Origin of the sequence: Paenibacillus sp. FSL H3-0457 (assembly GCF_037981725.1) — a bacterium.
GTDB lineage: Bacteria > Bacillota > Bacilli > Paenibacillales > Paenibacillaceae > Paenibacillus > Paenibacillus amylolyticus.
Window position 1 is genome coordinate 3,418,420 of sequence record NZ_CP150283.1, and the last position, 24,681, is coordinate 3,443,100.

The following is a 24,681-nucleotide window of genomic DNA, read 5'->3' on the forward strand; positions in this document are numbered from 1 at the left end:
ATAACATATAATGCGTTGGAATAAATGAATACGTTCAAGTAAAATAACAGCAGAAGAGAGAGAGGTGCACCAATGAACGTTCGAAATAAAGGATTGATGTTAGCTGTTGGACTCGGAATTATGTTGAATCCGTTGAATTCCTCCATGATTTCGGTGGCAATCTCCAGGCTACAACAAGTGTATCAACTTAATTTTACAGCCGTTTCGTGGATTATTTTATCATTTTATATTGCCAGTGCTGTCGCTCAACCCGTTATGGGCAAGTGTAGTGATTTGTTTGGCCGCAGGAAGATCTTCCTCATGGGTCTTGTTATTGTTTTTGTGTCGTCCATGCTAGCTCCGTGGTCTCCCAGTTTTTCGTGGCTCATCGTATTCCGGATTGTTCAATCAATTGGCACAAGCATGATGGTGGCCGTCGGAATGGCGATTGTCAGAATGAACGTGACTGAAAAACAAGCCTCCGCCTTGTCCACCTTGGCTATATTCCTTTCAGGAGCGGCTGCAGTTGGACCTTTTATTGGTGGAGTATTGATTCATTGGTGGGACTGGCACAGCATATTCTTCGTTAATATTCCGTTTGTCATGGCAAGCTTTTGGTTCGCCTGGAAAACAATCCCGAAGGACGAGCAATCTCCGTCTATCTCTGGTCACATGTCCATTCGGCCATGGCTTGCGTTAATTGACGCACCAGGTATCCTGATGTTTACGGTAGCTTTGGTGACTCTGCTCATCGGTTTACTATCAGTAAATTCCACAGGAGATATTTCAACATGGCATCTGCTGACAGGGGGGATCGGGTTAATCGCACTCGTCATGTTCATCCGACATGAATTAAAAGCAGCCACGCCTTTTATCCCTCTGCGAACGTTTGCCTCATATCCCGAGATGACTTGGGTGAATGTGCAATACATGCTGGTGAACATCCTGTTTTACGCACTTTTTTTTGGAGTTCCTACGTATTTGAAGCAGGTACGTCATCTCAACGAAGTTCATACAGGAATGAGCATGCTAGCTTTGGGGTTATGCTCAGTCATTATTGCTCCGATCGCAGGACGCTGGATTGACAGATCAGGATCACGGCCAGCTCTGATCGTATCCGCTTCTTTAATGACATTTGGATCCATATTGATCGTTGTTATGAATGAAACTTCTCCAATCTTCATAATCATTGTTGCCTTAGCTTTATTTGGCATAAGTAACGGCCTAAACGCGGTCGGTATGCAAGCAGCACTGTTTAAAAGCACACCGAAAGAAATGATTGGAGTCGCATCGGGTATTTTTAATACATCACGCTACCTGGGGACCATTTTATCGTCGTTATTGATTGGAATTGTTATGGGGGATACATTCAATGTGACAGGATTTCAGATGCTTGGAATCATCCTTACGGTATTAGCTGCATCACTGATCATCATGAGCGTACGTCGCGAGGCAGGTGCGGTGAGTCCGGAGAAAGTAAAATAGAGAATCTTCCGTGCAATAACACGTTTACACCCAATGAATCAATAGCTCCATTGGGTGTATTTTTTGATTTTCACCAAGTTGTCAGAAAGAGTTGATCCTTTCTTGAACGTTTAGGGTAGAAGACGTGTCTTTGATTGAATTAGGTAAAAATAAAGATATAATAATTTTGATTAATAGGCTTGGTTAGTACATTAAGTGCATCAATATCAGATTTTAATAGGCATCCAATGATTGTTATTATCGGGGGCCTACAGGAGTAAACGCATTATAGGTGTGGCAAGATATCGTCATACCTAACTTTGTGAAATTTTTCGCAATTCTGCATTGAGCTTGGCCAAATCTGATATTGAATGTTTCTAAATTGAACAGAGTTTGAAAGGAGGCAACACAAAGAATGGCTATTGATACGGTTTTATGGAGCAGGCTGGTGACTGGTTTGACGCTCGGGTTCCACGTGATTTTTGCAACGCTTGGTGTCGGTGTACCTTTGATGATTGCTATTGCAGAGTTCATCGGCATTCGGAAGAAGGATCACCATTACATACTTATGGCAAAGAGGTGGTCCAGAGGGTTTGTCATTTCTGTGGCTGTTGGTGTTGTGACAGGTACAGCGATATCACTGCAGTTGGCCCTGGTATGGCCGAATTTTATGAAGCTGGCCGGGAATGTCATTGCACTGCCACTATTTATGGAAGTATTTGCATTCTTTTTTGAAGCAATATTCCTGGGTATTTATCTGTACACGTGGGATCGGTTCAAAAATCCATATATCCACTGGTTGCTGACCATCCCAATTGTCGCCGGGGCAGGCATGTCTGCTGTTTTTATTACAACAGTGAACGGATTCATGAACCAGCCTGAAGGTTTTGTCATGGAAGCAGGTCAATTCATGGCAGTGAACCCCGTACAAGCGATGCTGAATACGGCGACCTTCTCCAAAGTATTCCACGTATTAAGCTCGGCTTATCTGACAGGAGCTGCCCTGTTGGCAGGAATAGCAGCCTTTGCGATGCTGAGAAAAGGGGTGTCGGCCTACCACAAAAAAGGCTTGAATCTCATGATGGCCGTTGTGCTGGTATTCAGTTTATTAAATTCCTTAGCTGGAGATGTGTCTGCCAAATTTTTGGCTGAGCATCAGCCGGAGAAGCTCGCAGCTGCCGAGTGGCATTTCGAGACGGAAAGCGGCGCGGATTTGATTTTTTTGGGATGGCTGAATGCAGAACATGAAATTATAGGCGCTCTTCATTTGCCGAAACTGCTCAGTTTCCTTGCCTTTGGAGACTTTAACGCCGAGGTAACCGGGCTGAACGAATTTCCACCAGATGAACACCCGCCCTTACTTGTGCATTATTTATTTGATCTAATGGCTGGTATTGGATTCGCTCTGCTTGCTATATCAAGTCTGTACTTCCTGTTTGTATTCTGGAAGAAACGTAATCAGTTTAACAAGTGGATGCTTCGTATGGTTGCACTGAGTGCACCGCTTGCTTTTCTGGCCGTTGAGATGGGTTGGTTCTATGCAGAGATCGGGCGGCAGCCATGGATCATCCGAGGTTATATGCGGGTAGAAGAGGCCGCTACTTCTTCACCGAGTGTGAGAATTTTATTTTTCGTCTTCTTGCTTCTCTACATCCTGCTAGGCGTTATGTGTGTCGTCGTACTGAGACGGTTGTTCAATAACAATCCTGCTGAACTCGAGATGGAGAAATGGTTGAAGGAGAAGCATGATCAATCAGCCGAGAAAGGGGGCCAGGCATAATGAGTTATGAATTAATTGGTATTTCGGTACTCTGGCTGTTCTTGTACGGCTATCTTATTGTAGCTTCCATTGATTTTGGAGCAGGTTTCTTCGCCTTTTATGCACGCCTGACAAAGCAGGATCACCTGATTAATCGTCTGATCTCCCGTTATCTATCACCGGTCTGGGAGATCACCAATGTATTTTTTGTCTTTTTCTATATTGGCATCGTTGGATTCTTTCCGGATACTGCTTACTATTATGGCTCCGCGCTACTTGTTCCGGGAAGTATTGCCGTCATTTTACTTGCCATTCGTGGTTCATTCTATGCTTTCGAAAATTATGGTTCCAAAAAAAGTATCGTGTATTTGTTCTTATACGGAGCTACGGGTCTACTTATTCCAGCGTCATTGTCAGTGGCACTGACCCTGTCTGAAGGTGGCTTTATTTTGAAGCAGGGAGATACCGTTTCCCTGGATTACTGGGCACTATTTACGAATCCATTATCGTGGAGCATTGTTGGACTAGCCATCGTGTCCGTATTGTTCATTAGTGGGTCATTTCTCACATTTTACGCTTCTCGCGCAGAGGACCATTCGGCATTGAAGCTGATGCGGAACTATGCTTTGTTCTGGAGCACACCGACCATTATTCTCGCGCTGACTGCATTTATATATTTGGGTCAACACAATGAGCGTCATTTTCAAAATATGATGGATTTATGGTGGCTGCTGGCGCTTTCCGTTGCGTTTTTCATGATTGCCATGTGGCTGTTATATAACGGACGCCGTTATGGTTTAGCTTTTATATGCATCATGCTGCAATTTCTCACAGCCTTTTTCGCTTACGGGATTGGGCAATATCCTTACATTCTCGATCCATACATCACCATTCAGAGTAGCGCCACATCACCTGCAATGGGCTTTGCACTCGTCGTTGTGTTTATCGGTGGTCTGTGCTTGTTAATTCCTTCTCTAATCCTGGTCTTCAAACTGTTCCTGTTTGATGCGGATTATGTGAAAGGGAAAAAATAAAGGAGGAGCGTTCAATGAAAAGGAGAGGCAAATCCAATCTGATCTCGCAGCAAATGTCTTTACAACGAAAAAACAGACTTCTCCTTGCGATCATTTCGCTGGCCCTTGGTGTAGCTATTATAAGCCAGGCCACTTTGGTGGCTGAAGCAGTCCAGCGAATCTTTGTAGAGAAAGCTTCCTTTTCATCAGTGATCCTGTTGCTTGTCCTATTATTGGCTGTTATGGCCGTACGCTCACTGTTGTCGTATGGTAATGGGAAAGTGGGCTTGCATATGGCAGCACGCGCCAAGACAAATATGCGAGCATCTGTGTTGCAGAACCTGACCCGCGCTTCCATGCCTTCAACCCTGAGTGGACAGACGGGAGGAAAGGTCAGTGTTGCTTTGGATGCTGTGGATGAGGCCGACAGTTATTTCAGTCAGTACATGCCGCGTATGATGGAAGCTGCGATGATCCCGATTCTGATTCTGGTTGTTACGTTTACGCAGCACTCTAACACAGGCTGGATTATGTTGTTTACGGCACCGTTTATCCCGCTGTTCATGATCTTGGTTGGGCTCAAGACAAAGAACAAATCAGAAGAAAAATACGCGCAACTGGCTGAATTTTCCGGTACATTTCTGGATTCGCTTCAAGGGCTGGTTACGTTGAAAATATTCGGACGGGCTAAACGTCAACAGCAGGAGATTGAACGCAGCAGTCTGGGGTATCGTGATGCCACCATGGGCATTTTGAAGATTGCATTTACAAATACGTTTATGCTGGAATCCATCGTGATGTTAAGCATTGGTATTGTCGCGCTTGAACTGGCTATCCAGTTACTCGTGTTCAAATCGATGAGCTTCCACACAGCCTTTCTCGTGTTGTTACTCGTCCCTGAGTTTTACAGTCTGTTGAAGAATACAGGAACGGCTTTTCACAGCGGGCGAACCAGTATGGGGGCCATTCGCAAGGTGGAACAGATGCTCGCGGACACTAGTGTCAAGAGCACACAAACGAAGCCTGAAGAAGGACCGGATCAAAGCGAATTAACCGATGTCGATGCAATTGCAAAGACGGAAGAGCTTCGTACAGCTCGTGCCGAGTTGATTCCAATGCCACCAACCATTGAACTGAACGATGTCCGATTCCAGTACACACCTGATTCCTTTGGACTTGAGACAGGACAGATCTCGATTGGACCGGGAGAACAGATTGCTATTGTAGGCAAAAGTGGCTCAGGTAAAACCACGCTGCTTCATCTCATTGCTGGTTTACTGAAACCAGATTCGGGAGCGGTTCTGGTTAACGGAAGCCAGCTTTCGCAACATGATGAGGCTGCATGGTTTGAACGTGTTAGCTATATTACACAGCATCCGTATATTTTTGCAGGTACATTTGCCGAAAATATCGCGATTGGCGCGGGTCGGAACGTCTCCAGAGCTGAAATTGAGCAGGCGGCAGAGGAAGCAGGGCTTGCTAGCGTTGTTGCACAATTGGAGCAGGGCTTGGATACGTTTGTTGGTGAAGGTGGCCGGGGGCTGTCTGGTGGGGAAAAGCAAAGACTTGCTTTGGCACGTGCTTTTCTGAAGCGACCAGCTGTTATTTTGTTCGACGAACCCACCGTTGGTCTGGATCTACACACCGAGCGGGTATTGCAACAATCCATTGCGGCATTAGCCAAAACGGCAACGATGATTACGGTGGCACACCGTTTATATACAATTCAACATGCGGACAACATTTTGTTTATGGATAGTGGGGTATTAGTGGATTCAGGACATCATGAAGCACTTCTGGCGCGCCTGCCTCAATATGCGGAGATGGTTGATGTACAACGGAAAGGAGGGTTAGCATGAATGAGCTGACGATTCTGTCAAAAGCGATGATTCAGGAGCGCAAGGATATCTTGCTTTCGATATTGGGCGGATTTATCGCCGGCATAGCAGGGGTAGCTCTCTTTTCCGCGAGTGGTTATATGATATCTCAAACAGTATTTGCGCCACCGCTGTACACCTTAATTGTACTCACCTCCATGGTCAAACTACTTGGTTTCCTTCGAGCGGCAAGTCGCTACGGGGAACGCTTGTATTCGCACAGGGCGACATTCTCCATGCTGAGCCGTTTGCGGACGTCCTTTTTTGCCAAACTGATCCCGGTAACGCCAGGTATATTGAACAAAAACCGAAGCGGGGATCTGCTTGCGCGGATCGTGGGTGATGTGGAAAGTTTGCAAAATTACTTTTTGCGGGTCGCGTATCCACCCATCATGGTCGTTATGGTGTTTTTGGCTACCATGCTGTTCACTTCGGCCTTTTCGATCTGGATTGCGTGTTTGTTAGTACTAGGTATGCTAATTACGGCATTTGTTGTACCAGGTATTGTCTTGTTAGGTCAGCGAAAAATAAACGGACGTGTCCACCAGCAACGGGCCTTGCTGTCCACGGAAGTAACCGAAGTGTTGTATGGTTTCAGGGATTTGAAAGTATATGGCCAATTGGAACAGCGTGAGCAACAGCTTCAGCAGGCTTCTGCTGCATTGGCAACGGAACAGAGGCAAGCCGCTTCGCACTTGCTGCGCGGGCAATCCATGCACGTTTTTGTTACGTATCTTGTTACATGGGGAGTGCTGGCACTGAGCGCCTTTTTAATTGTGAATGGAGCGTTTGCCGGTGTATTCCTCGCCATGTTGATCCTGGCCACGCAGACCGTGTTCGAAGAAGCTGCCTCAATGGCTATATTGCCTCTATATAAGCAGGACAGCGAACACGCCGCTCAGCGACTGGCGGAAACAGTGCCAACCTCCGATGTACAACCTGTACAGCCAAGCGGTGAAGTTTCAGCCGATCAGGCGGTTTCGATTGACCTATCCGTTGTTAACTTCCAATATGAAGGGGAATGGAGACCGGCGCTGAGGGAGCTATCTCTGCAACTTGCAGCAGGCTCCAAAACAGCGATTGTCGGGCCGAGCGGGTCAGGCAAGTCAACGATTATTGATTTGTTACTCAAGCTGCGCGCACCAACGTCTGGCGATATACGATTAAACGATGTTTCGGTGAAGGAACTGAATGAAGAGAGCATTTGGCAAGGGACGAATGTCGTGTTGCAGCAAAGCCACTTCTTCCGGGGAACCATCCGGGATAACCTGTTGCTGAATGGAGAAGATCATTCGGATGAACAACTGTCGGCTGTGCTGGATAAAGTCCAACTGCCGAATAAGTTGTTGACCGACATGGTGTATGAAAAAGGGGAGAACCTGTCGGATGGTGAGAAGCAGCGGCTGGCTCTTGCACGGGCCATGCTGCGCAAAGGACGGTTATGGCTTCTGGACGAACCGACGTCTTCACTGGATTACGTCACAGAACAACGTGTATTGCAGCATCTTCTGGCACAGGCATCCGAAGATACACTTCTCCTGATCTGCCATCGGCTGACGGGATTGGAAGAGATGGATCGGATTGTGGTCATGGACCAAGGCAAGATTGTAGAATCGGGTTCTTTCTCCGAGCTGATGGAGCAAAAAGGCTATTTTTATGAAATGAAACAAATTGAACGACAAATGATTGGAGACGTCGGGGCGTAAGAATCTAGTCTATTGAGTAGACAATACGGTCGATTGTCGTTAATGAAGAAAATTTCAATAAATCAATTTTATAAATTTAACTAAACCCCAAAGGATGCAGTGCATATACTCCTTGGGGTTTGTTTTGATATAATAGTTTTTTTATGTCTATGAAGGAGATGGAGATGGAGATGGAGATGGGAAAGTATAAGTGGGATATTGTTTTTTATTTGGCCGTATTTTTATTTGTTGTGTACATGAAGATGAATGACCAATCTCTGTTTTGGATACTTGGGGTCGTTCTCACCGCTACTCTGATCATGTTTACCATTCGTATTTTTTATCCTCTGGGTTGGGAAACACGCATGGAGCGCGTCGAGGCTTTTCTACGCAGACAGGAGAATACCCCAAAGCTTTATATCTATTACGCTCTTGCAAACAGACTTGATGATGAATTGGAACACACAATAGAGCGCATCAGAAATGAGGACACAAATAAAAGGACCCAAGCAGTCTATAATGCAGCTTACGGCTCCTATCGCAACGACTTGGTAGCTGTTCGTACTGCGGTGCAGAATATGCGTAGATCGGATTATCGTACATATTATGAAACGTATTTGCTTATGGAAGAAGGAAGAAGTGAGCAGGCGAGGGAACACTTGAAATCCATTAACAAGGTCTGGATGAGATCTTCGCTTCTTGCAGCGATCGAACTAAAAGCGGGACAACGCGAAACTGCGATTCAGCTATTACAGGAAGCAATGCATGCTGTCAGAGGTGTCCATCGTTATATGATATTTAAGGAATCAGAGAGATACTAGGGCGTGTCTCAAACGGTGAACAACAATCTTTCTTGGCATATAGTACAATTGACACGGATAAAAGCTTGTTCCACATAGGAGCAAGCTTTTATCTTTGGTATTAAAGGAAGGACAGGAAGGACAAGAGTATACAGAGGCGCTAAACTGTTCGGCATAGTGGAGAACACCCGAATTAAATTCTCTCCAACCAATTAGCCTATATGATGAGAATCTTAGCGTCTTTTAGTAACCTTTACATAATAGCAGATGATTCAGACGCCTTATTTTTCTTCGCAAGCGGCTTTTTCCTGAGTGTCCTATCATACAGATACGGTTTTCCGTGATAATCCCGTGCATGCTTTTGTTTCTGCTTTTTATGTATATCAACCTTGATCTCCAGATTGGCAACGTTGTTCTGGAATTCAGTAGCAATTCGTTTGCACCATTTCAATCCACTTTCTTCAGATGCACTGAAATGAACACGTAATAGATATCCGTTCACCGTTAATTCAAACTTGTATAAATTCATGATATGTATCCTTTCCAGGCGGGCATGTTATGTTACACCAAATACGATAATCTGATTATAACAGGAACATATGTTCTGTAAAAGTGTTATTTATGATACCCGCAATTCAATAAGGTTCGCTAGACATCTTTGCAACGGTTCGTTTAATGGTAAAATATCTAAAAATGGTTCATGTTGGGGGATACGCATGTATAAACTGATGATCGTAGATGATGAATTGCTCATGCGGGTTGGAATTCGTTCCATGCTGAATTGGGAAGAGTATAATTTCTATGTTGTTGGTGAGGCGGGAAATGGAAAAGAGGCATTAAGCCTTGCGCTTGAAGTGATGCCTGATCTAATTATTACAGATATTAAGATGCCGATTATGGATGGGCTACAGCTTATACAAGAGGCCTCCTGCGTACTTAAAACATGTAAGTATGTCATCCTGAGTAATTTTGACGAATTTCATTATGTGAAAGAGGCGCTAAAACTTGGCGCTTCAGATTACTTGATTAAAAGTGAGATCACCGAATCCTCCCTTATTGACCTCCTGAGCACTGTTGGACAGAAACTGCAAAGTGAACATGTTCACCCAACCAACACACCCTCTATAACACAGGACTATTCCAAGAGCCTAAGATATCTAAAGGATAGTTTCTTCCAAGATATTGTAAGCGGATTCATTAGTGAGGAGGATATCGTCACCAAAGCGGAAGAACTGCATTTTCGTATACGTTCAGACCAGTTGGTTGTCATGAAGTTCATCGTGAACTATTACGAGGATGCAAAGCGGAAATATGTTGAGAAGGGGGAAAAGCTGCTCCGATTTTCGATTCTTAATATTATGGAAGAGATCATTCCATCGAAGTGGGAGAAAGAGATTTTTGTTGAAAGTTCCTCTGAATATTGGGTGATCGTCAATGTACTTCCTGAGAGCAAATCTGTACACGCCGACTTGAATAAACTATGTAATAAATTGCTGTCTTCGATCAAGGATTTTATGAATCTATCGCTCACGGCTGGGGTAAGTAGAATGACTTCCGGTTTCCTTCACATCAGGAAGGCCTGCCAAGAGGCAGAAACGGCTCTACAACAGAGTTTCTTCACAGGAAGCAACCAGGTGTTGTATTACGATGATATGGTTCAATCCCCAGATCGACATGAAGTTAAGGGGGCTTTAAGCCCGCAACAAGAACGAGATTTGTTGAAGTTATGGGTAAGCAAAGACAACAAAAAGGCGGAAGAGTTCCTTGAAGGAATCCGATCCAATCTGGAACAGCTACGAGCGGATGAGAATAGCATTCGCAAGCAATATATCATGGTAATGGAAACGATACATTCCCATCTATCCCGAGCTACGGAAAGAGGTGCACCTTCTTTAACAGAGAAATCGCCCTACGAAATCGTTCTAAAGGGGGAGTATTGGGAGGATATCCACCAAGATATGCTTGCTCATATTGCGTATTACTTCCAAACCGATTCCCAAATCAAACAGGAAAGCACGTACACCGATCTCGCCACCGAATTGATCGACAAGTATTATGCGGAAGATATCTCACTGCAAAGTATCGCTAGCCAAATCAGTGTGAATCCGTCGTATCTCAGCCGTGTGTTCAAACAGGAACGAGGAGAGAACTTTATTACGTACTTGACCCGAGTTCGAATTGAACATGCCAAGGCGTATCTATTGAGCAGAGGAATGAGAGTGTATGAAATCGCAGAAAAGGTGGGTTACCATAATTACACGTACTTCAGTAAGATTTTCAAAAAATCGGTAGGTGTCACTCCTGAGGAATATCGAGAATTACAGCAGGGATGAATGTAATCGGTGAATAGAGGTGCAGCATATGAAGCATGTTCGGCCCTTCCGAATCAAGTACAAAATTATGGTGATCTGTATGACGGTCATTATCCTTCCGGTATTGGTGATGACAATCAACTCGTATTACTCCTCAGAGCGTTTATTGGCACAGAACTATACAACGTTGCTAAACGATCTGGCCAAACAGACGAATATTCGCATTGATGAGTTCCTCAAGGAGATTGAGAAAATTTCGCTGCTCGCCAGCAATGGGCTTAGTGACAATCTGTCTGCGACTCATGAGGGGAGTTTTCCGATCCAGGATTTCCTACGAGAGGGTGATGAACAACATGAGATTGCCGCATACAATATTCTGATGAATTATATCATGATGAAAGATCGCGTATTCTCCATCTACCTTTACAATATGAACGGGGGGCAAGACCTTTTTGTCAGTCCACATCAACCCATTGATCCAAACTTCAAAGTAGCAAACGAATTGTGGTTTAAAAAGTTCATGCATGATAAGGATCGAACCATTACCCTCACAACACGAATCGACGAGCAATTGGAGAATAAAATACTGGCAGTGTCACACGCTCGCAAAATTCATGATGTGACTAGTGGAAAACTGCTTGGCGTGATTGTTGTCAGCATTGATATCAAATTCATTGAAATCGTCAACCGCAACTTGCAGGAAGGGCTGCGCTCCAGATTCATGATTGTTGATGAGGATGACAAGATCGTATATAACGTGAATGAACGATTAATCGGGACACTGTTCCGGGACAACGTTCGTCCGCCTGAAGCACTAAATGTCGTGGTGACCAGTCCCCTAAGTCAGCAAAAATGGACAACTTACTTATATATGCCTTTGGATGAGTTGACTGCTGATGGCAAAATATTGGGCCGTAATCTGGTGACGCTTGCCATCGTCATTGTTCTTTTTGCTGCCGTCATATCCATCTTTTTATCTCACGTGATCACAACTCCCATTAAAAAACTGCTACGGAATATTTCTCTAGTCGAGAAAGGTCAGTTTGAACAAGTTGAACCTATTGGATCAAGAGATGAGATTGGACATTTATCCATTCGATTCAACAAAATGTCACACGAATTGAAGCGGTTGGTCGAACGGATGCAGCAGGAAGAAATAGAGAAAGCCAAGGCCGAGATGCGTGCGCTCCATGATCAGATCAAGCCACATTTTCTGTATAACACCCTTGGGTCGGTGAAATGGATTGCCTCAATGCAGCAGGCTGATAAAATCGTGGAAATGACCGATGCACTAATCTCGATGCTCCGCTATGCAACAAAATCCGATGGAACCCTCGTAACCATTCGTGAGGAACTTGATAATATAACGAATTACGTAACGATCCAGAATGTCAGGTACTACGATTGTATTCAGATGAGATACGAGATTGAGGATAGACTGCTAAATTATCGCATGCCCAAAATGATTCTACAGCCCATTGTGGAGAATGCAATATTTCATGGACTCGCTGAACTCGAAGAAGACGGAATCATCACCATTCGGATTCAATCACAGCTGGATGAAGTTGTGATCCAAGTCTGCGATAATGGCGTCGGTATGGATCATCATACGATGCAGAATTTAATGGAAGAGAAATCCGGTGAAGGTACGGGAACGAATGGGATTGGATTGCATAATGTGCAGCGGCGGATTCAACTTCATTTTGGGAAATCCTATGGAATACAGGTGGAGAGTAAAATAGGTGAAGGTACCATTTTCTCCATTCTGCTGCCTGCCATCCTAGAAGCCAAATAGTCATTCATGTTTCCACTTAAGCATCTCATAATACGGTACAGCGATCATAAACATAAGTTTAGATATAAACAAAGGGCTCGCAGTATGAACTGCAAGCCCTTTTGTTCACCCTTTGACGCTACCTAACACCAAACCTTTGGTGAAATATTTCTGCAAGAATGGGTACACGAGTAAAATCGGAATGGCACCCAGGAACATCTGAGCGGCGCGCCCCGTTCTGGCGTTCATCATGGACAACAGCTGCGTATAATCTGACCCAGATTTCAGCATGATTTGCTCAAAACTTTGCAGGAGGGTCTGGAGATAACTTTGTAATGGATAATTGTCTGGATTGTTCATATAGATAATGCCATCGAACCATGAATTCCAGTGGGCAACGATACTGAACAACCCAACCGTAGCGAGAGCGGGCTTGAGAAGCGGGAGTAGAATACGAAGTAATACCTGTACAGGCCCAGCACCATCGATAATGGCTGATTCTTCAATCTCCTCGGGCAGCCCCCGAATGAAATTCATGAGGATAATCATACTGAATACGGGGAGGGCCCCAGGCAGGATCAGAGACCATATGGAATCGATCAGTCCCATTTTGACGACTACCAGATAGGTTGGAATTAGACCTCCACTGAATAACATGGTTATTATGAAAAATCCCATATAGATATTACGCCCCATCAATTTTTGTTTGGATTTGGAGAGGGGATAAGCCGTGAGTACGATCAGAACCAGATTCACCACCGTTCCGATAACGGTTCGTTGAATGGCTACCCAGAGAGAGGAGAAAAATGATCCTCCAGTTAATGCAAATTCATAGGCTTTTGTCGTAAATTCCACAGGCCAGAACGTAACACTCCCCGCAGATACAGCCGCGCTGCTGCTGAATGAAACAGCCAGCAGGTTGATAAACGGCAGGATACATAGGAGAGAGATTAGAAGCAGTATGGTGTAGTTTAAGATAAGAAACACACGTCTGCTCATACTTTTATCATAGATCATAATGTAAGTTCCTCCTTCTTAGAAGATACGATAGCCAGCCACTCTGTAAGCCAGGATGTACGATACAGCAACGAGAACACTGGAAATGATCGATTTAAATAACCCGACAGCGGTACCAATTGAATACTGTGCTTGTTGAATTCCTAAACGGTAGACATAGGTATCAATAATATCACCCGTCTGATAGACAACAGGGGAGTAGAGATTATAGATTTGGTCAAAGCCAGCATTGAGTACGTTCCCAAGTGAAAGTACGGTCATTAAAACAATGGTTGGCATGAGTAGAGGCAACGTAATGTAGATGGTTTGTTTCCACCGTTTCGCTCCGTCGATCACCGCGGCTTCGTAAAGTCCCGGATCAATACTGGTCAGGGCTGCCAAATAAACAACCGTGCCAAACCCGAAACCTTTCCATATGTCACTCACAATCATCGTCCAAGGAAAAATAGAGGGTGTGCCAAGAAAGGAGATCGGTGCAATCCCAAATACACTTAGAAATGTATTGATAATGCCGTCGGAGCTAAGGATATCCAGCATGATGCCAGCCATAATGACCCAAGAGAGGAAGTTCGGAATGTAGACAAGGGTTTGAAATGTACGTTTGATTCCACTGTGTAGTACCTCGTTAAGCAGTAATGCAAAAATTACGGGTACGATTATACCACCGATAATCTTAAAGACAGACATGTACAATGTATTCCAGATCGTTCTTACGAAGTTCGGCTGATTAAATATGTGGGTAAAATTATCCCATCCTACCCATGGCGAGTTGAATCCGAGGCCCGGATTGTACTTCTGAAATGCAATAATAAGTCCGTAGAAAGGGATATAACAAAAGATGAAGACCAAGACCAGGCTTGGAATTAACATGAGATGGTAAGCACGCTGCTGCTGCCATTTTCTCAGCATTCGTATTCCTCCGTTCCTTGTACGCCAAATGTAATCGCTATCAAATAAAGGGGAGGGATGACCCTCATCCCCTCTTTGTGACAAACGAGATTATTTCTTCCCGTAGGCTTCATTAACTGCCTGAGTTGCGTCATCGCCCCCGGCTGCACGCCAATTCTGGACAATAACATCGAAATAATCGATACTTTCGCTACCCATAATGATCTTGGTGAAACCTTCGGTCAGGATATCATCCAAGGTTGTTCCGTAGCTTGAAAGTATTTCTGGCGTAACACCCCATAAGGCCGTCTTTGTATAGTTCTCGCTGTCCAGTACTTTCTTGGCAAGACCATACGCATTCTTTGGAGCCCCTTGTTGCAAATAATCACCAACTGCTCCTGGGGTTGCATTCTCCATGAATTCCACACTGTTGTTATATTTTTGCCACATACCCGAAGTTGTGAGTCCACTGGTATCCTTGGATTGAAGGGCAGCGGAGACCGCCTCAAATTGCTCGTAATCGGAATTCGGATTAAGTACACGGAACGCTCCAACAACATGGGCAATATCGTTGTCCAGCAAGGCGGATAACGTTTCTGTCGATTCCTTGCCATTGCCTTCATCCACAATATAAGCATAGTCGTTCAAAATTTTGATCACTTCTTCAGGGCTCTTAAATCCCTTTTTCATAACGATATAATTGTTGTTGGCGAAGAAAATGGATTGTTTGGCTTCTTTCCCATCAACGGTAGGGATGATATAAGGGTAGAAGATGGCGTCCTTACCCAGATTGGATACCGTATCGACACCCGGATTATAACCCCACCACTGGTAATAAGGCTGCATGCCCACTTTGCCGGCTACAATGTCCGCGTTCATCGCATTAAAGTCTTTGATTGCAAATTCCGGATCAATGATGCCTCGCTTGTACCATTCTGACCACTCAGCCAGCGCATTTTTCATCTCAGGCTGCACGGAGCCGTACACGAGTTTTCCAGTGCTATCCTCCATCCACATATCCGGATGCGCATTCCATGCAATGGCCAGCAGGTTGAGGTAATCCAACGATTGGTCTACCGCTATACCATAACCACCGTGCTTTTCCATGAATTTTAGTGCGATATTTTTGATGTCTTCCACCGATTTCGGATCTTGGACTCCCAATTCTTCTTTCCAGTCGTTCCGAATCCAGATGAAGTCTGGTTGTTCAATTAATCCCCAGTGCATCTGTGGTATCCCGTATAGCTTACCGTCCTTCTTTCCAGATTCGTAACTGTCTGCATCTGCTTCCATGTAACCTTTGAGACGATCTGAAGCGTGTTGATCAAAGGCCTCGGAAAGGTCCATGACCATATCTGCTTCGACTAACTGTCTCAGTTGTGATGGATTAACTCTGAATACGTCAGGAAGATCGTTCGATGCGATAGCCAAATTGAGTTTTGTATCGTACTCATCGCTGACCCAGTCTGTTTTGACGTTGATATCAAACTTATCTTTGTATCGCTTAATCCATACATTGTTGGTGATATCGTCGCCCTTTGGATATTTTGCAGAAGAGTATTCTGATGTTACGGTATGAATGGTTGTTGTTCCAGCCTCGTTGGAATCCGTGTCCGTCGTTGAACCTTTATCAGCACCGTTTCCATTGCTACAGGCTGCGAGTAATAAGGTTGACATGCACACAGACAAGACTAAGGCTTTTGTTCTCTTGTTCATTTCTTTTCCCCCTTATCAGTCATATTTCAATAACGCTTACTTGAAAATATTCTAAACGAGAAAGGGGGAACGTGATATAAAGGTTATTGACGAGAACTGGTATCTTTTTTTACTTTTGAGTTGTAGCGGAGAAAAAAATAATGAGCTTTGTGAGCTTTGTGCACTTTTTTTACTTTGTACTCCTTCTTTTTTTACTCAGGTCTCCAAAAATTGCTTTAGATGACGATCGATAACGAGTGAATCCTCTTCGTTTGCTCCGATTCCAAAGCAGTGTCCCCACTTGGACTCTATAGGTTGATACACCGCGTTTGGCATATGCTGAGCATCATACGAACTGTCTTCTGGCGTGAAAAACAAGTCACTTGATCCTGGCATAACGAGTGCAGGAGCAGTGATCTTGCTTAACGCCTGTTCGAAGTTGCCGTCATCTACGGGATTATCGCTAATGTCTCCATAGATTCCTGTACGCAACATGGTAATCAAGTCGTTAGCATCGAAGGGAAGAAATACTTGATCCCAGTAATCTTCTACATAAGATTTCAAAGAGTCGTAACCCTCAGATTGGTACAATTTCTCCAAATAGTACGCCTGCGAGAACCCCCATGGAGCATAAGCTCTTCCCATCGCTGCGAGACCGGCAACCGGAGGGCGTTCATATCTACCATTTTTATAATTCGAATCTGCCTGTAACGCCGCGATCATTGCTTTGAATACCAACTGTGTATGGGGTCTGCTCTTTGCCGTCCCGCCAAAGGGGGCAATACGCTCGACCATCTCAGGATAACTAGTTCCCCATTGATAAACCTGCATGGCTCCCAGAGACCAGCCCACAACAAGTTTGATTTTGGAGATACCGAATTTTTGAGTGATGAGTTGATGTTGGGCACGCACATTGTCATACATGGAGATGAGGGGAAAGTTGTCCTTATCATATGGGGCAGGGGTATTACTTGGAGAAGACGATAATCCGTTACCCAACATATTGGGCACAATGATAAAATAACGACTGGGGTCCAGTGCTTTGTCCGTTCCAATTAACCATTCATTATCTGTGTGAATTCCAGCAAACCATGTTGGGACAACAATAACATTGTCCTTTGCCGCATTTAAGTTTCCATAGGTTTTGTAAGCGATAAAGGCTTGAGGGAGCTGTTGTCCCGATTGAAGTAATGTATCTCCAAGGTTATATGTTTCATAATCGTTCATAGATTGATTCTCCTTATAAAATAGTAATAACTTGATTTCACTCTACAATACGTCTATTATCAATTCAACGAAACGTTATCGAACATATCATTCATTTATTTTGAACTTAGGAGGTGCCTGACTCATGGAAATACGCCAGCTAAAAACCTTTTGGACACTTGCATCGACCTGCAGCTTTAGTCAAACTGCTGAATTATTGAGCTATGTACCGTCTACCATAACCATGCAAATCAAATCGCTGGAAGAAGAGCTCGGGGTGAAATTGCTGGATCGATTAGGCAAAAAGGTCGTGTTAACGGATGCTGGCCAACAGTTTCTGCCGTACGCCACTAAGATATTAAACGATGTAGAGGAAGCAAAGTGCATATCCAGTCAGCACGGAGAATTGGCAGGAACGGTTGTGATCGGAGCAGACGAAGTGCTGTGTGCATATCTTCTTCCAGCCTTGTTCAAACGCTTCCGAGCGGACTATCCTGGTGTGCGGTTATTGTTCCGCCCCTTGTCTGGGCAAGAGCTTAAATCAAGTCTGAGAGAAGGGCATGCCGATGTCGTTTTTGTATTGGATGAGCCTATGAATTCCAGAGACCTTCAGTCAGAGTTATTAAAGGATGAGACCTTTCAAATGGTGGTTTCTCCCGATCATATGTTAGCATCGCGTTCCGCGTTGGTCATTGATGACTTCCACAAACAGCATTTTTTGCTGACCGAAAAGAACTGTTCGTATCGCACTCATTTTGACCAATCCATAACGAAGAAAGGTGTGGATGCTCTGACAGAGCTGGAGTTTCATAGTGTAGAAGCCATTAAACAATGTGTTGTGGCTGGTCTAGGGATCGCTTTATTACCTGAAATGGCTTTGAAGAAAGAGTTGAGAGAAGGGGAAGTGGTTGCACTGCCGTGGGATTTATCAGATGTATCCTTTTCTGCGCAAATGCTCTGGCATCGGGAAAAATGGATCTCTCCGTCTATGGCTGCTTTCATGGAGGTCGCCAAGAGTGAGTTGATTTGATTGTTCAGAATTTGTTTAGATGTATGTGTTAAAATATTCTTCATGGAGATCGTGAGGTTAATTGGAATCAACCTTCAACAACATGGATACAGATATATATGGGGGATTAGCAATGGAGAGAAAGATTAGAAATTCTGCAAAAGCATTGATCATTAAAGACGGGAGAATGCTTGCAATGAAGCAGGATGATAACGATGAAGTCATCTACATCCTGCCTGGTGGGAGCCAGAATGCAGGTGAAACCCTGACGGATGCTGTGAAGCGTGAAGTTGCGGAAGAAATCGGAATAGATGTAGAACCATTATCACTGGAATTTGTCATTGAAGGGGTATACGGTGAAGCTCTTCATCGTGTAGATTTTGTTTTTTTATGCGAGTACATAGGTTTGATGGACCAAGATAGTTCTATTCTGCCAAATGACGAAAATCAAGTGGAATATGAATGGCTCGAAATTAAAAATATATACGAACTACCTTTATTTCCTGCAAAATTACGAAAGCAGATCATTAGATTGGTTGAGGGAGAAAAAACGGTTATGTATTTAGGAAATGAGGAAGATGACGACCTGAATAGTTAGATGTGTACACGTCGTAAACAAGCGGCCGTCTTGTATTTATAAAGGAAAGACTATTTCAAAGGACATGATGGTCCAGTGAAATAGTCTTTTTGCCGTTGAACAAATTGTGCAGAGCGATTAGATAATGAACATCTATGATACGGGGTTACATTAGGCCAGGAGTTATATATCTTGTTGCTTCACGCCTGCTGTCATATTTTTCTGACCCCACATTACCATGGATTCAATTAAAGGAACCAATTCCTTGCCTGATTCTGTGAGCGAATACTCCACTCTCGGTGGCACCTCGTTATATTGCTCCCGATGCACGATGCCGGAATGAATCAAATCCTTCAAGCAGTTCGTTAACATCGTTCCGGTAATGCCAGGCAGTCTTCTTTTTAATTCATTGTAACGTATACAGTCATTTTCACTGAGGATTGCCAGGATCGGAAGATTCCACTTGCCTCCAATGACCTGAAATGCATAAGTCGCTGGACATAACTGATCAAAATTAAACTCGTATTTCACTTGATACCCTCCAATAGTATACTTTTGATACTAAGTCAGAAAAAGAATCGTACTTGTTCAGAAGATTGTAGACATTATAATCAAACTAACACAAGAAAATCAATTCATAAGACAATATAAAGGCGGGATAAACGTGAGTAACGAATCAATGATGTGTAATCTGGAAACAGGCGTATGTGGTGTGAGCGAAGAAGAGGCGATGCAAGAAATCAATCTGAATCACGTTGAGAAAAGGATAACCCTATATTACGCAACAGATCCGATCTGCTCTCACTGCTGGGCGCTTGAGCCTGTGCTTCATCGGTTTATTGAGGAATACCGCCATTATTTTACGCTGCAAATCAAAATGGGTGGGCTATTGGCTAACTGGAATGGTTTCTCGGATGGCGCTAACGGGATTCAGAAACCTTCGGACGTTGCACATCATTGGAAGGAAGTGGGTGAACATTCACGCATGCCCATCGACGGTTCCTTATGGCACGATAATCCAATACTTTCTTCCTATCCGCCATCTCGCGTATTTAAGGTCATTCAGAGTACACACCCTGGTAAAGAGCAGGACTTTTTAAGACGTGCGCGTGAAGCCGTGTTTGTATTTAATCGAAATATTGGAGAAGATGATGTGCTGACGGATATCGTCAATCAACTGGGCTTGAATGGAAAAGAAGTGGTTGAGGCGGCTGCACAGCAATCAGCACAAGAGTTATTAGAGGAAGACTTTGAGAGTGTCGCTAGTTTGGGAGTTAGAGGTTTCCCATCAATTATCATTGTGAATGAAGAGAACCAGGGTATGAAAATTGTCGGAGCGCGTTCTCTTGAAACATATGTGCAAGCACTTCAGCAGGTGCTCGGTGGTGATCTGAAACCCAAACAGATAATCTCGTTGGAGCAGAAAATCAATGAAGGACACCTTCTTTTTTCTAAAGAAATGGAGGTCTTGTACAGTATCGAAAAGAGTGATATTGAATCATATGTGAAATCTGAATTGGCAGAGCACACATATCGTATGGGTCATATTTTGAATGAGATGTATATTGAGCATATCTGAGACAGGAGCCATGTAAGAATCTTCCTGCTTTCGGCACACGGATGTGTTATTCGCACAGGCAAGTCGTCCACCCATTGCGTAGACTGAAGTAGATCAAGTCAAGTGAGGTGAATTCCATGGCTAAAACCAATGAAATACACGTCCGGGTGAAACGGCTCAAGGATCGCCCAGTCTGCGTGACTCTTCATAATGGCGAGACGTACGTCGGGTACATCTCTGGTGTTAACAGCGAAGGCGTAATGCTTACCGGGGGCGGAAAGCTTACACAGTCCGCAATCACAGCACCCTCATCTGAAGGCAGTGCTCGCAAAACCAAACCTAAAGCAGGGGCTACGAGAAAAACAGCATCCTCTCGAAACCGTAAACGGGTGAACAGCACACGTAAGTCGCAAGTACGATCCCGGTCGATGTCTCGTTCAACGTCTAGGCAAGCCCAGGTATCCTCTTTCATGCCTATGCTAGGCTCATTGTTAGGTGGCTTTGGCGGTGCAGGCTCGATTGGAGGTATGTTAGGCGGGGGTATGCGGTTGTTTGGCATGATCCAGCGGTTTACACCTGTGGTCAAAATGGGGTATGGCATGATTAAGCAGATTCAGCCATTTATGGGGGCAGTTCAAGGGCTGATGACTCCAGCAAGCCAAGCAGCTCAGGCTGAAACCGAAGTTGAAGAGGAAGCACAACAAGGATAATACTTGAAATGAAAATCGTGAAATAGAACACAACCTTCGTTGCATTTGGGAAGGAAGCATTGCTAGTATGTTGGGTGATTTGATCTCTTTCTGGTCTGGTCTGTTCCTTATCTTCTTCTCTGTTCTGTTTCAGCTTCTTCGCTAGATGCTTCACTGCAAGCTGCTCTCCGTACGCCAAACGGAGGGTGGCTTATTTGCTTATGCTGTAAATGAGGTTCGAACCAGCTCGATTTAGCATGCTTGCTTAGCGCTAACGAACCTCAGAAACCGTATTCGAGTCAATATCAAGCCATTAAAATTCTAACGAATATGACAAACCCTATTTGCTGCAAAATGTAGGACATAGTATGAAAAAGGGGCTGATTCTGCAGCATAACTTCTCCTGTGTTCGTTAGAATTAAAATCCGCCCGAAACGGGTTAAATAAGACTCCCTGTGTTCGTTAAATTCCTTCGTTGCGAGGAATAAAAACTGAGATTTCCAATACGCACCACACGTCTAACTTTGGAACTGTGTAGTTCGGCCGACTACCCTCATACAGCAAAAAGCACCGCGCGCAGGGAGCTACACGCGGTGCGGAAAACAATGCTGATGTTGCAGAGTAGGAGAAAATTCTATCCCGCTCTTATTAAGCCTGTTTGGTTTTGAGGCGAATCACGTTCCATGATGCTTTGTTCAAGACTGCTTGCACTTTACCTTGGTCAACCGTTGTGTATCCGCCGTTGTGAGGAACAACGTTACGTGGGTTTTCTTTGGTATTGGTGGCTTTCAAGTCGTTGTTCTCCAATACGATATGCTCCACAAATGTGGTTTCTCCGAAGGAACGCAGATCCACATTCAGTTCCAACTTCTCATCCAGATGTCTGTTCACCGCAAAGATTGTGATCGTGCCGTTCTCTTCATCATGCACACTGATCGCTTCGAGATAAGGCACATCTGTAAAGTCTTTGGAATCATATTTAGGTGAAGTTGTGATGGATCGCAACACCGTACCACGGCCGAAGTTGGATGCGTGCATGAATGGGAAATACGTCGTCTGGAACCAGATTGCTCCGTTATTTTCCGTCATGATTGGTGCAATGGTGTTAATCAACTGAGCAAGGCAAGCCATTTTTACACGGTCGGCATGCTTGAGTATGGTAATCAGGTAACAGCCCACGGCCAGTGCATCTTCATGTGTATACACATCTTCAAACTCTGGAGGAGCAATCTGCCACCGTTCTTCCATACGGCTTGTGCCGATGGATTTCCAGACATTCCATTCATCCAGAGACAGCATTAATTTCTTTTTGCTGCGTTTCTTGGCTTGTACAAAATCACAGATTGAAGCCACACTATCAATAAATTGATCCAGATCCAGCGATGTCGCCAGGAAGTCATACGTGTTGTCTTTATTGTTGTTGTAATACTGATGCAGGGACAAGTAGTCCACATTTTCATAGGTGAGATCCAGCACGGTTGCTTCCCAATCTGCAAATGTACTCATGTCACGGCTGGAACTGCCGCAAGCCACAAGCTCGATATCCGGATCAACCCATTTCATCGCTTTGGCTGTCTCATTGGCAATACGGCCATATTCATATGCAGTCATTGCACCAATCTGCCAAGGGCCATCCATTTCGTTGCCTAGACACCAGGTTTTGAATTTATGCGGGTCCTTGTAACCGTGAGAGATACGCAGATCACTCCAGTATGTGCCAGATGGGTGGTTGCAGTATTCGATCAGGTTTCTGGCCGCATCAATGCCGCGAGTACCCAGATTTACAGCCATCATCACTTCGGTTCCAACCAGCTTGGCCCAATCTGCAAATTCGTTTGTTCCTACCGCATTTGTTTCAATCGTCCACCAAGCGAGTTCAAGTCTGCGTTTACGCTCCGATACCGGACCAACGCCGTCCTCCCAATTGTAACCGGATACGAAATTGCCGCCCGGATAACGAACAATTGGCACATTCAAAGCTTTAATCGCTTCAATGGCATCCTGACGGAAACCTTGAGCATCTGCCGTAGGATGACCTGGATCATAAATTCCGCCGTATACGGCCCTTCCCAGATGTTCTATAAACGAACCATAGACACGCGGATCTACTTCAGCAATCTGAAAGTCTTTATCGATAAGCATTTTGGATGTAAGCATGGTATGTACCTCCATTGGATGAATTCATATTTTCAAAAGAATTAACAGTGGTATTGAATTCGTTTAAAAGCAAAATCAAATCATTGATTTGTTATCTAATATGTATCATAATGCTTATATATTGAGCAAGTTCATTTTTATGAGTTCGCTAAATAACGAATCCTGAAATTGAAATAGATCGATTTTACTCAAAAAGGAAGTGGACATCATGATGCTTGGGACAGATGCAGCTTCATTGCTAATTTACGAGGCACTGGCAAGTGAAGCCCGTTTAAACATTGTGCGCCTGCTGCTACAAAACAGGGAAATGCATATCAATGCGCTTGCCCAAGAGCTTTTTCTGAGCAAAGCTATTGTAAGTACACATGTCAGCAAGCTGCAAAAAGCCGGAATTGTCGGTAGCCGAATGAAACGGGAGAACGGCGGAACCTATAAGTACTGTTTTATCGTACGAGAGTTCATGACTATTAACCTGTCACCAGAGCCTGTTGACGCTCCTTACCATGAAATATCCATACCGGTAGGTCAGTATACAGATTATGAAGCGTGGCCGACCTGCGGGATTGCGACAACTACGCAGATGATTGGACAGTACGACACGCCTGCCTGCTTTATGGACCCGGATCGGGTGAACGCGGGAATCCTTTGGATGGCACGAGGTTTTCTTGAATATAAGATTCCCAATTATCTGAATACAGAACAGCATCTCCAGGAAATTGAAATTTCACTCGAACTCAGTTCGGAAGCACCCCAAGTTAATGAAAACTGGCCTTCTGACATCCGTTTTTCCCTTAATGGTCATCACCTCGGAACTTGGACAAGCCCAGGGGATTTTGGAGATCGGAAGGGCAAACATACACCGCTATGGTGGAAATTGGACGTCAACCAGTATGGTGTACTGAAGGTGCTGCGTATTAACGGAGAAGGGACGTTTATGGATAGCCAGCGCATCTCAGATGTGCGTATCCATGATCTGGAGCTGGATTCATCCACTTACTGGACGTTTGGATTAAGACCGGAAGAAGGGGTGCCCGGTCGAGGCGGACTTACGTTGTTCGGGAAAGGGTTCGGCAACTACGATCAGGACATTTTGATAAGGTACTATTACGAGGCTGCTGAGTTATAAATTTGGCTAGTAAAATGTGGAATATTAGGATAATATGTAACCATCTGAACAAAAAGGAGCGTTTTTAAATGTCTAACAAGGTGATTTTGCTTTAGG

Annotated in this window: 20 protein-coding genes; 13 read left to right on the forward strand and 7 right to left on the reverse strand. The window is 44.3% G+C overall.

Going from position 1 to position 24,681, the window contains the following annotated elements:
- Positions 1-72 precede the first annotated feature (72 nt).
- The 6 genes from MHH25_RS15210 (at position 73) to MHH25_RS15235 (ending at position 8,598) form a co-directional block, all read left to right on the forward strand.
- On the forward strand, positions 73-1,464 hold the full coding sequence (locus MHH25_RS15210) for an MFS transporter (RefSeq protein WP_340020394.1): 1,392 nt from the start codon (positions 73-75) through the stop codon (positions 1,462-1,464).
- Between the two features lie 394 nt (positions 1,465-1,858).
- Positions 1,859-3,223: a cytochrome ubiquinol oxidase subunit I gene (locus tag MHH25_RS15215; protein WP_047842991.1), complete on the forward strand. Its 1,365-nt coding sequence runs from the start codon at positions 1,859-1,861 to the stop codon at positions 3,221-3,223.
- Entirely contained in the window at positions 3,223-4,236 is a 1,014-nt protein-coding gene (locus tag MHH25_RS15220; protein WP_179086461.1) for a cytochrome d ubiquinol oxidase subunit II, read from the forward strand. Before MHH25_RS15215 ends, MHH25_RS15220 begins: the two co-directional genes overlap by 1 nt.
- A gap of 14 nt (positions 4,237-4,250) precedes the next feature.
- Positions 4,251-6,074: a thiol reductant ABC exporter subunit CydD gene (gene cydD, locus MHH25_RS15225; protein WP_315371969.1), complete on the forward strand. Its 1,824-nt coding sequence runs from the start codon at positions 4,251-4,253 to the stop codon at positions 6,072-6,074.
- Positions 6,071-7,798 (forward strand): thiol reductant ABC exporter subunit CydC, encoded by a 1,728-nt coding sequence (gene cydC / locus MHH25_RS15230; protein ID WP_340020395.1) that lies wholly within the window; start codon positions 6,071-6,073, stop codon positions 7,796-7,798. Before cydD ends, cydC begins: the two co-directional genes overlap by 4 nt.
- A gap of 164 nt (positions 7,799-7,962) precedes the next feature.
- Positions 7,963-8,598: a hypothetical protein gene (locus tag MHH25_RS15235; protein ID WP_340020396.1), complete on the forward strand. Its 636-nt coding sequence runs from the start codon at positions 7,963-7,965 to the stop codon at positions 8,596-8,598.
- Between the two features lie 232 nt (positions 8,599-8,830).
- On the opposite strand, the gene MHH25_RS15240 is transcribed toward MHH25_RS15235, so the two are convergent.
- Positions 8,831-9,106: a hypothetical protein gene (locus MHH25_RS15240; protein WP_340020397.1), complete on the reverse strand. Its 276-nt coding sequence runs from the start codon at positions 9,104-9,106 to the stop codon at positions 8,831-8,833.
- A 187-nt stretch (positions 9,107-9,293) separates the two neighbouring features.
- Here MHH25_RS15240 and MHH25_RS15245 point away from each other — a divergent pair, with 187 nt between their 5' ends.
- Both MHH25_RS15245 and MHH25_RS15250 read left to right on the forward strand, forming a co-directional pair.
- On the forward strand, positions 9,294-10,910 hold the full coding sequence (locus tag MHH25_RS15245; RefSeq protein WP_340020398.1) for a helix-turn-helix domain-containing protein: 1,617 nt from the start codon (positions 9,294-9,296) through the stop codon (positions 10,908-10,910).
- Positions 10,911-10,938: 28 nt separating this feature from the next.
- Positions 10,939-12,684, forward strand: a complete 1,746-nt coding sequence (locus MHH25_RS15250) for a sensor histidine kinase (RefSeq protein ID WP_340020399.1) — start codon at positions 10,939-10,941, stop codon at positions 12,682-12,684.
- A 105-nt stretch (positions 12,685-12,789) separates the two neighbouring features.
- Here the strand turns inward: MHH25_RS15250 and MHH25_RS15255 are convergent, their stop codons facing one another.
- From MHH25_RS15255 to MHH25_RS15270, 4 genes are all read right to left on the reverse strand, one after another.
- Complete coding sequence (locus tag MHH25_RS15255) at positions 12,790-13,680, reverse strand: carbohydrate ABC transporter permease (protein ID WP_036671192.1); 891 nt, start codon at positions 13,678-13,680, stop codon at positions 12,790-12,792.
- An 18-nt stretch (positions 13,681-13,698) separates the two neighbouring features.
- On the reverse strand, positions 13,699-14,589 hold the full coding sequence (locus MHH25_RS15260) for an ABC transporter permease subunit (RefSeq protein ID WP_076253078.1): 891 nt from the start codon (positions 14,587-14,589) through the stop codon (positions 13,699-13,701).
- Between the two features lie 90 nt (positions 14,590-14,679).
- Positions 14,680-16,284, reverse strand: a complete 1,605-nt coding sequence (locus MHH25_RS15265; RefSeq protein ID WP_340020400.1) for a hypothetical protein — start codon at positions 16,282-16,284, stop codon at positions 14,680-14,682.
- A 195-nt stretch (positions 16,285-16,479) separates the two neighbouring features.
- Entirely contained in the window at positions 16,480-17,490 is a 1,011-nt protein-coding gene (locus MHH25_RS15270; protein WP_340020401.1) for an alpha/beta fold hydrolase, read from the reverse strand.
- 124 nt (positions 17,491-17,614) lie between these two features.
- On the opposite strand from MHH25_RS15270, the gene MHH25_RS15275 reads away from it, so the two are divergent.
- Positions 17,615-18,499, forward strand: coding sequence for a LysR family transcriptional regulator (locus tag MHH25_RS15275; protein ID WP_340020402.1), 885 nt, complete (start codon positions 17,615-17,617; stop codon positions 18,497-18,499).
- Between the two features lie 112 nt (positions 18,500-18,611).
- Positions 18,612-19,076 (forward strand): NUDIX domain-containing protein, encoded by a 465-nt coding sequence (locus MHH25_RS15280; RefSeq protein WP_340020403.1) that lies wholly within the window; start codon positions 18,612-18,614, stop codon positions 19,074-19,076.
- Positions 19,077-19,238: 162 nt separating this feature from the next.
- Here MHH25_RS15280 and MHH25_RS15285 read toward each other — a convergent pair whose 3' ends face one another.
- A complete protein-coding gene (locus MHH25_RS15285) occupies positions 19,239-19,586 on the reverse strand; it encodes a helix-turn-helix domain-containing protein (RefSeq protein ID WP_076327567.1) in 348 nt (115 codons plus the stop codon).
- Positions 19,587-19,719: 133 nt separating this feature from the next.
- Between MHH25_RS15285 and MHH25_RS15290 the strand changes: the two genes are divergently transcribed.
- Both MHH25_RS15290 and MHH25_RS15295 read left to right on the forward strand, forming a co-directional pair.
- Positions 19,720-20,634: a DsbA family protein gene (locus tag MHH25_RS15290; protein WP_340020404.1), complete on the forward strand. Its 915-nt coding sequence runs from the start codon at positions 19,720-19,722 to the stop codon at positions 20,632-20,634.
- A gap of 116 nt (positions 20,635-20,750) precedes the next feature.
- Complete coding sequence (locus tag MHH25_RS15295) at positions 20,751-21,323, forward strand: hypothetical protein (protein WP_340020405.1); 573 nt, start codon at positions 20,751-20,753, stop codon at positions 21,321-21,323.
- 627 nt (positions 21,324-21,950) lie between these two features.
- Here MHH25_RS15295 and MHH25_RS15300 read toward each other — a convergent pair.
- Positions 21,951-23,459 (reverse strand): alpha-N-arabinofuranosidase, encoded by a 1,509-nt coding sequence (locus tag MHH25_RS15300; RefSeq protein WP_340020406.1) that lies wholly within the window; start codon positions 23,457-23,459, stop codon positions 21,951-21,953.
- Between the two features lie 208 nt (positions 23,460-23,667).
- Between MHH25_RS15300 and MHH25_RS15305 the strand changes: the two genes are divergently transcribed.
- A complete protein-coding gene (locus MHH25_RS15305; protein ID WP_101313801.1) occupies positions 23,668-24,585 on the forward strand; it encodes an ArsR family transcriptional regulator in 918 nt (305 codons plus the stop codon).
- The last annotated feature ends 96 nt before the right edge of the window (positions 24,586-24,681 follow it).